The organism is Mycobacterium sp., assembly GCF_035653355.1.
Lineage (GTDB): Bacteria > Actinomycetota > Actinomycetes > Mycobacteriales > Mycobacteriaceae > Mycobacterium.
Map to the genome: position 1 here is coordinate 1 of NZ_DASRBZ010000689.1, position 8851 is coordinate 8851.

The window sequence follows — 8851 nt, forward strand, 5'->3', positions numbered from 1 at the left end:
GGACTCGGCGGTGGCCAACGCGGGACGCCCGTCAATCAGCCACGCGCGCAGCGCCTCGGCGGCGGGCTGCCCGAACGGAACAGTGCGCTGCTTGTCGCCCTTGCCCAGCACCCGCACCAACCGGTGCCCGACGTCGACATCGTCGATGTCCAGGCCGCACAATTCACTCACCCGGATGCCGGTGGCGTATAGCAACTCAACGATCAGCCCGTCCCGCAAAGCCAACGGATCTCGTTGCTGCGAGCCGGCTTTCGCGGCAGCCATAGCGGCCAATGCTTGATCCTGGCGTAGCACCGCGGGCAGCGTGCGGTGCGCTTTGGGCGTTTGCAGCCGCACCGCCGGATCGGTATCCAGCAGACCGCGCCGCAGCGCCCATGCGGTGAAGGCCTTGACCGCCGACGTGCGGCGGGCCAGGGTCGTGCGCGCCGCGCCTGCGCCGGCTTCGGCGGCCAGCCAGGATCGCAGCACCGCCAAACTCAGCGCCTCCAGGCCTGCGCCCGGTGGTCGTCGGGCGAGAAAGGCGAACAATGACCGCAAGTCGCCCAGGTATGCCCGACGGGTATGGGCTGAGCGGCCACGCTGCAGCGCCAGATACTCGTCGAACTCGTCGAGGATGCCCTCGATCTCAGGCGGCACTCCCCTACCGTCGCAGACCCATCCGGGCACGACGGCCAGGCGAGGCGCGTGTGTCGCGATCAGAGATCCGGTTAGCGGACCGGCCGCAACGCGTCCGGTGTGAGATCGCTCAGCACCGGATAGCCATCGACGGCCATGATCAGGTCGGCTTCTGCCAGCAACGCACGAAGCACGTGCACGATGCCGTCGACCCCGCCAAGCGCCAGGGCGTAGGCGTAGGGCCGGCCGACGCCCACCGCGGTTGCGCCCAAGGCCAGAGCCTTGATGATGTCGGCGCCGCTGCGCACGCCGGAGTCGAACAGCACCGGCAACCCGTCGGCGGCCTCGACCACGTCCGGCAGGCAGTCCAGCGCGGGCAGCCCGCCGTTGGCCTGTCGTCCGCCGTGGTTGGAGCAGTAGATGCCGTCGACGCCGCCATCCTTGGCGCGCCGCGCGTCGTCGGGGTGACAGATGCCCTTGACGATCAGCGGCAGCTTGGTGAGCGACCGTAGCCACGGCAGGTCATCCCATGTCAGCGAATTGCCGAACTGTTGCACCCAGCGCAGAACGGCGCCCTGCGGGTCTTCTTCCGGCGGGCGCTGCAGCCCGGAGCGGAACACCGGGTCGCTGGTGTAGTTGCCCAGGCAGTGGCCCCGCAGCTGCGGGAAGTTCGCGGTGCTCAGATCGCGTGGCCGCCAACCGGGCACCCAGGTGTCCAGCGTCACGACGATGCCCCGGTAGCCCGCCGCCTCGGCACGGTGCACGAAGCTCGCGGCGAGCTCGCGGTCGGCGGGTGTGTATAGCTGGAAAAAGCCTGGAGTGTCACCGAACTCGGCGGCGACCTGCTCCAGCGGGTCGGCGGTCAGCGTCGACGCCACCATGGGTACACCGGTAAGGGCGGCTGCCCGGGCCGTCGCCAAGTCGCCATGGCCGTCTTGGGCGCAGATGCCGATGACGCCGATGGGCGCCATGAATATCGGCGACGACAACCGCAGCCCGAAGAGTTCGACGGACAGGTCGCGCTCGGTGGCGCCGACGAACATCCGCGGGATCAGACCCCAGCGGTCGAACGCGGTGCAGTTGGCGCGCTGGGTGCGTTCATCGCCGGCGCCGCCGGCGACATACGACCACACCGACGGTGACATTGCGGACTGTGCTTTGGACTCCAGTTCCGCGAAGGCCATGGGTAGTGACGGAACAACGCCCGCCAAACCACGAAGGTAGATCTCGTTCTGGTAATCGGAGAACGCCACGACAATGAGAATGCCAGCCGGTGATCAGTCAGCGACGCCGGCCGCCTCTGCCTCGGCGAGCTCCTTTTTCCATTGCCGGAAGGTCTCTTCGGTGCGGCCGCGCCGCCAGTACCCGGAGATCGACGCCCACTTCGCGTCCACTTCACGCTCTTTGCGGATGTAGGGGCGAAGGTTGTGCATGACAGCCTGGGCTTCGCCGTGGATGAACACGTGCACTTGACCCGGCAGCCACTGGGTGGTCTTGACCGCCTCGATCAGCGGCGCGTGATCACCAGCCCGCTCCTCGGGCACCAGATCAGACCGCCCGCCGCGGTAAATCCAGTTCACCTGTACCGATTCCGGGGCGGTCAGCGGGATTTCGTCTTCAGGCCCTGCGATCTCGATGAACGCCTTGCCAATGGCGTTGTCCGGCAAGGCCTCCAGTGCTGCGGCGATTGCCGGCAGGGCGGATTCGTCACCGGCCAGTAGGTGCCAGTCTGCCGTCGGGTCGGGGGAATACGCTCCGCCTGGACCCATCAGGTACATCGGTTGGCCCGGTTCGGCGGCTTCCGCCCAGGGTCCGGCCACCCCATGCTCGCCGTGCACCACGATGTCGATGGTGAGCTCGCGAGCAGCCGCGTCGGCGCGACGCACGGTCATGGTCCGGATCACCGGCTGCTTTTCGGCAGGCAGGCCGGAGAAGCTGTCGAGGGTCAACGGTCGCGGCAGCGCGGCCACGTCGACGTCGTCGGCGACGAACACCAGCTTGACGTATGAGTCGGTGAATTCGCTGGGCGCGAATGTGTCGAAGCCGTTTCCGCCCAGCACCACCCGGACCATGTGTGGTGCGAGGTGTTCGCGCCGCACCACTTCGAAGGTGTGCACTGGTCGACCCGCCACATCGCCTCCCCTCCAGAGTTGACCGTGTCGACTATACGAGCCGTGCCGCCCGCGGTGGCTGCTGTGTACCCGCTCGGACGATCCGCCAACAGCCGTCCCGATTTTCGGTCAGACCGGCGACCTCCAGCATCGCCAGCGGCCCCAGAACCTGGGCCGGCGCCAACCCGGATGCCACGGCGATCTCGTCGATGGTGGCGGCACCGCGGCCGGGCAACGCCTCGTAGACCTGCCGTTCGGTGGCGCTGAGCGTGTCGAACGCTGTCGCGGGCCGTGGTTCGTCGGGCGCCAGTTCCCCAATGCGACCGACCAGTTCGACGATGTCGCTGGCGCGGGTGACCAACTCCGCGCCCGAGCGGAGCAGCGCGTGACAACCCGCCGACGCCGACGAGGTGACCGGGCCGGGAACCGCGGCCACTACCCGGCCCAATGCACGCGCCCATGCAGCGGTATTGGCAGCGCCGCTGCGCAGACCCGCCTCGACCACGACAGCCGCGCCCGCGAACGCGGCGACCAACCGGTTGCGGGTCAAGAACCGGTGGCGCGCCGGCCGGACACCGGGCGGGTATTCGGTGACCAGCAGCCCGTGCGCGCCGATACGATGGAGCAGCCCGGAATGCCCTGCGGGATAAGGGATGTCGATACCACCGGCGAGCACTGCCACGGTGACACCGTCGGACGCGAGCGTGGCGCGGTGGGCCGTCCCGTCGATGCCGTAGGCGCCGCCGGAGATCACCGCGACGTCGCTCTCGGTCAGCCCTGCGGCGAGGTCGGCCGCCACGTGCTCGCCGTACGCCGTGGCAGCGCGCGTCCCGACCAACGCAGCGGCGCGCTCCGCGGTTTCGTCGAGCAGCGCGGGACCCTGCGCCCACAACACCAGCGGCGGGCGGGCCTGCGGTTTGGGTTTGCCCGTCGCGCCGTCGAACGCGGTGAAAGCAAGCGCGGGCCATTCGTCGTCGTCCGGCGTGATCAGGCGACCGCCGCGACGGAGCAGCAGCTCGAGATCCGCTGCGGCCTGGTTGATTTCGCGTCTGGCCTCGGTGTGCCGCGCCAGCGTGTCGTCGACCTGGCCACGCTGAACCCGTTCGGCGGCCTCGACCGGACCGACGCGTCGGACCAGTGCCGCCAGCTCGGCGCACGGTGGTTCGGCCACTCGCGACAAATATGCCCACGCCCGCAGCGTCGGGTCATCAACCGACCGCGTCATCGTGACGCTCCAGCCTGGCGAAAGCTCAGCGCCGTGGCGACTTCGTCGACACCGGGCGACGAGCGGCCCGCCAAATCGGCCAACGTCCAAGCGACCCGAAGTGTGCGGTCGACGCCGCGGATGCTGAGCAACCCGCGGTCCAGCGCAGCGCGCAGCGGCGCCATCGCCGCGCTGTCCGGCCGGAATTTCCGTCGCAGCAGGGCGCCGCTGACCTCGGCGTTGGTGCGGAATCCGTGCGGTCGCCACCGCTCGGCCGCCGCGTCGCGAGCCTGCGCCACCCGGTTGCGTACCTGCGCAGTCGACTCGCCCTGGGTGGCGGAGAACGCGCTGCCGCGTACCGGATGCATCTCGACACGCAGGTCTACCCGATCCAGCAGCGGTCCCGAAAGCCTGCCCAGATAGCGCCGTTTGGCCATGGGGGCGCACATACAGTCGCGCGGATCAGCAGGCGCGCACGGGCAGGGATTGGCCGCTAGCACCAGTTGAAACCGTGCCGGGTAGCGCGCCACGCCGTCACGGCGGGCCAGGCGAATCTCTCCGTCCTCCAACGGAGTTCGCAATGCCTCCAGCGCACTGACCCGAATCTCGGCGCACTCGTCGAGGAACAGCACTCCGCGGTGGGCGCGACTGACCGCGCCCGGCCGCGCCATCCCCGAACCGCCGCCGACCAGTGCGGCGACGCTGGAGCTGTGATGCGGCGCGACGAACGGCGGCCTGGTGATCAACGGCGTGGTCTCCGACAGCAGGCCCGCCACCGAATGGATCGCGGTGACCTCCAACGACTCGCTTTCCGACAGCGGTGGCAGCAACCCCGGAAGGCGTTGCGCCAGCATGGTTTTGCCCACACCCGGCGGCCCGGTCAACATGAGATGATGCGCGCCGGCGGCGGCCACCTCCACCGCGAAACGGGCCTGGGCCTGCCCCACCACATCGGCCAGATCCGCCGACGGCTCGGGCGCAGGCGAGACGGCGGTGATCCTGTCTTCCAGCGACGCCGCTCCGCCGAGCCAGGTCTGCAGTTGCCGGAGGGTGCGCACACCCCATACGTCGATACCGTCGACCAGGCTGGCTTCTGCGAGGTTGTCCACCGGGACCACCACGGCCGTCCACCCGTCGGCCTTGGCCGCCACCACCGCCGGCAACACCCCACGCACAGGGCGCACCCGCCCGTCCAGTGCCAGCTCACCCAATAGCACCGTGGTCGCCAGCCGCTGCCACGGCTTTTTGCGCTGTGCCGACAGCACCGCCGCGGCCAGCGCAAGGTCGTAGACCGACCCCATTTTCGGCAGCGTCGCCGGCGACAACGCCAGGGTGAGCCGGCTCATCGGCCACTGGTTCCCGCAGTTGGTGATCGCTGCCCGCACCCGATCCCGGGACTCCTGCAGCGCGGCGTCGGGCAGACCCACCAGGTGCACGCCCGGCAAGCCCGAGGTGATGTCGGCTTCGATTTCGACGATCTCACCGTCCAGTCCGCGCACGGCGACGGAGTACGCGCGCCCCAACGCCATCAGCCGATCCCCCGCAGATGAGTGATCTCCGGGGTGCGGCAGCGCCCGATCCGCACGCCGATGACATCGATGCGGATGGCATCCCAACTCCGGTCTTGACTGGCCAGCCATAAAGCAGCAAGCCGCCGCAGCCGGCGGGCCTTCTGCGGGGTCACCGCGTGCGCCAAGCCGCCGAAACCGTCGCCGGTGCGGGTCTTGACCTCGACGAATACCACTGTGCGCGCAGCCGAATCGGTCGCGACCACGTCCAGTTCGCCATACCGGCAGCGCCAGTTGCGGGTCAAAACCCGCAGCCCTAACCGGGTGAGATGGTCTACGGCCAGTTGCTCACCAAGCGCTCCCAGCTCGGCCCGGCTCAACGTCGTCATGCCGTCACATTGCCGCGGACGGCCGACGCGCCAAGCCGGCAGCAAGGCCGCCACCGCGCTGCAGCGTCTGGTTATCCCCAGCCGAGCCTTGGTCCACAGCAGTCCCGAAGCGGGTGGCAGCCGGGATTGGCGTTTGACGTCGGGGCCGCAGGTGACAATAGTGAGCAAATTAGGCCCATCGGGCGGGCAGACTATATAACTGACTCCTGCCCACCTGGTCGTCGCCGGTGACCACCGCCGCCGACAATTGCCGACCAGGGAATATTGAAACGAGGGATCGACTTGGCGGATGAACTAACCGCCGGCCCCGGTATGTCACCGCCGGGTCCCGCAACAGCAGATCCCGCGACAGTGTTCGCCGCACTTGCCGAGATCATCTACCAGGGCTCTGACCCGAATGAGGTGTACGCGGCCATCTGTGTTGCCGCCACCCTGACCGTGACGGGGTGCGACCACGCCAGCTTGTTGCTACGCCACAACGGAGACTATGTCACCGTCGGCGCCAGTGACCGGATCGCGTTACAAATCGACGACCTTGAGCGCAGCGTCTGCGACGGGCCGTGCCTGGACGCCATCGAGGAGGAAACCCCGCAAATCGAGCCGGACCTGACCACACCGTGTCAATGGCCCGAGCTCGCGGCCCGGCTGGTCGCCGAGACACCGGTGCGCGGCGCGATGGGGTTCCGGATCTTGATCGATCGTCGAAAAAGCGGTGCGCTCAACCTCTTCAGCGACACCCCGAACAGGTTCAACACCGAGTCCGCGGGGCAGGCCGTCGTGCTGGCCGCCTTCGCCAGCGTGGCGATCAACGCGATCCGCCAAGGCGAGGACGCCGCCACCCTGCGACGCGGGCTGCTCAGCAACCGCGAGATCGGCAAGGCCGTCGGCATGTTGATGCTGCTGCACAACTTCTCCGAGCAGGAGGCGTTCGAACTGCTCCGGCACTACTCCCAGGACCTGAACATCAAGCTGGCCGACGTGGCTCGTGCGGTCATCCACAATCGCGGTCAGCTGCCGTCCGGCACCGACGGCCTGCTTGCCCCCGGCGTGTAGCACGGGTCAGAGCGCTGCAGCCAGCGCTGCCAGCGTCTCCGCCGACGAGTACGTCGGCTGCCAACCGAGGTCGCGTTTGGCCTTGGTCGTGTCCATCACCACCGACACACGAGACACATGCAGCCATTCGAGCGCTGACGGGATGAACGGCAACCGCGAAATCGCCGCCGACGCCGCCGACGCGGCAGCAGCCGGCACCCGTACCGGTCGGCCACCCAGCGCCTTGGCCACGTCGGAGACGGTGATCGTCCCATCGCCGGCGAGGTTGTACGCGCCGGGCGGTGCGGGTGCGGTGGCGGCCAGCGCGATCGCGGCGGCGACGTCGTCGTGGTGGACGAGCTGCAGCGGAAAGCCGGGATCCGGCACCACCGGCTTCAGCACTGGGACCAGCCCGGCCACTGCCCGGATCGGGGCCGGCAGTTGGTTCCATGGCATCGCGTCGGCCAGGGCGCGGGCTTTCGGCCCGGCGACGATGCAGGGGCGCAGGATGAACGCCTCGAGCGACGAGCCTTCGGTGATTTCGGCGAGCGCGGCCTCGCATGCGGCCTTCTGCTCGGAGTAGTAGTGCTCGGGTGATCCGCGTGGCGGCACATCCTCGGTCAGCGGCACAGGGTTGTCGGCGTGGTAGCCGTACGCCGCCACCGAGGAGGTGTACACCAGGCGCCGCGGCCGCCGGGCGGCGACGGTCGCCTCGAAGACATTGCGGGTGCCCTGCAGATTGATCCGGGCGCTCTCTTCGCGCGAGCCCATGATGATGAACGCCAAGTGGATGACCACATCGGCGTCGGCGACCAGCGCGTCGACCGCGTCGCGATCCAAGATGTCGCCCTGTTGGTAGGTGGTCTTCTCCCATCCCAGCGTCACCGGGTCGAACGGGCGACGCGCCATCCCGACAATTTTCTCCACCGCGGGTTCGCGCTCCAACGCCGTCACTGCCGAGATACCGATTTCTCCGGTGGGGCCGGTGACGGCGACGGTCAATCCCATTGGCACATTCTTCCCGCCGAAGCTGAGAGCGCAAACGCGGGAATCCGCGTAGCGGGTGTGAGAAGCGCCTGGCAAGGTTACAAGGTGAGGAAGAACACTCGAGGCGGGAGAGAATCATGGAGCTGATATCACCGGCCGACGTCATGTTTCTGGTGGGCGAATCGCGCGAACATCCGATGCATGTCGGCTGCTTGCAGCTCTTTCAGCCGCCCGAAGACAAGGGACCGGACTTCGTGCGCGAGTCCTACGATGCGATGCTCGGCTGCACGGACGTCCAGCCCACCTTCCGCAAGCATCCAGCGTTCTTCGGCCCCGTCACCAATGTGGCATGGACCTTTGACGACGAGGTGGAACTCGACTACCACTTCAGGCGCTCCGCAATACCGAGCCCCGGTCGCGTCCGTGAGCTCCTCGAAGTGGTCTCCCGGCTGCACGGGGCTTTGCTGGATCGCCACCGGCCGCTGTGGGAAGCGCATTTGGTGGAAGGACTCAGCGACGGACGCTATGCCGTCTACATCAAGTTTCACCACTCGCTGCTCGACGGCGTGTCAGCCGCAAAGTTGATGCAGCGGGCGTTCACCACCGATCCCAACGACGACGAGATCCGGGTGCCCTGGGCGCTCAAGCCGCGCCGTCGGCGCAGCAGTGGCGGCGGACCGTCTCCCCTGCAGAGGCTGACCGGGGCGCTGGGATCAACCGCTGCCCTGGCGCCGTCGACGCTGTCACTGGCCCGCGCGGCGTTACTTGAACAGCAACTGGCGTTGCCGTTCCAGGCTCCCAAGTCGATGTTCAACGTCCGTATCGGCGGGGCGCGGCGAGTGGCGGCGCAATCGTGGTCGCTGGATCGCATCCGCCACGTCAAGAGCGCCAGCGGCGTGACCCTCAACGACGTGGTTTTGGCGATGTCCGCCGGCGCGCTGCGCGCCTACCTGATCGAGCAGAATGCGCTTCCCGACACTCCGCTGGTCGCGATGGTTCCGGTCA

General features: G+C 68.3%; 9 protein-coding genes. 2 read left to right on the plus strand and 7 right to left on the minus strand.

What is annotated here, in order from left to right:
- The 6 genes from VFA16_RS23680 to VFA16_RS23705 form a co-directional block, all read right to left on the minus strand.
- Positions 1-624, minus strand: a 624-nt coding sequence (locus tag VFA16_RS23680) for a tyrosine-type recombinase/integrase (RefSeq protein WP_324970191.1), incomplete at its 3' end; no start/stop codon positions are given.
- An 83-nt stretch (positions 625-707) separates the two neighbouring features.
- Complete coding sequence (locus VFA16_RS23685) at positions 708-1868, minus strand: lactate 2-monooxygenase (RefSeq protein WP_324970184.1); 1161 nt, start codon at positions 1866-1868, stop codon at positions 708-710.
- A 24-nt stretch (positions 1869-1892) separates the two neighbouring features.
- The gene (locus VFA16_RS23690; protein ID WP_324970185.1) at positions 1893-2747 is read right to left on the minus strand and encodes a siderophore-interacting protein; all 855 of its coding nucleotides are present in this window, start codon (positions 2745-2747) and stop codon (positions 1893-1895) included.
- A gap of 31 nt (positions 2748-2778) precedes the next feature.
- Complete coding sequence (dprA, locus tag VFA16_RS23695) at positions 2779-3951, minus strand: DNA-processing protein DprA (protein WP_324970186.1); 1173 nt, start codon at positions 3949-3951, stop codon at positions 2779-2781.
- Entirely contained in the window at positions 3948-5459 is a 1512-nt protein-coding gene (locus tag VFA16_RS23700) for a YifB family Mg chelatase-like AAA ATPase (protein WP_324970187.1), read from the minus strand. The genes dprA and VFA16_RS23700 overlap by 4 nt, the downstream gene beginning before the upstream one ends.
- The gene (locus VFA16_RS23705; RefSeq protein ID WP_324970188.1) at positions 5459-5827 is read right to left on the minus strand and encodes a YraN family protein; all 369 of its coding nucleotides are present in this window, start codon (positions 5825-5827) and stop codon (positions 5459-5461) included. Before VFA16_RS23705 ends, VFA16_RS23700 begins: the two co-directional genes overlap by 1 nt.
- A 312-nt stretch (positions 5828-6139) precedes the next feature.
- On the opposite strand from VFA16_RS23705, the gene VFA16_RS23710 reads away from it, so the two are divergent.
- Entirely contained in the window at positions 6140-6880 is a 741-nt protein-coding gene (locus VFA16_RS23710; RefSeq protein ID WP_324970192.1) for a GAF and ANTAR domain-containing protein, read from the plus strand.
- A gap of 6 nt (positions 6881-6886) precedes the next feature.
- On the opposite strand, the gene VFA16_RS23715 is transcribed toward VFA16_RS23710, so the two are convergent.
- Complete coding sequence (locus tag VFA16_RS23715) at positions 6887-7867, minus strand: NAD-dependent epimerase/dehydratase family protein (protein WP_324970189.1); 981 nt, start codon at positions 7865-7867, stop codon at positions 6887-6889.
- A gap of 116 nt (positions 7868-7983) precedes the next feature.
- Here VFA16_RS23715 and VFA16_RS23720 point away from each other — a divergent pair.
- On the plus strand, positions 7984-8851 hold an 868-nt coding region (locus VFA16_RS23720; RefSeq protein WP_324970190.1), incomplete at its 3' end, for a wax ester/triacylglycerol synthase domain-containing protein.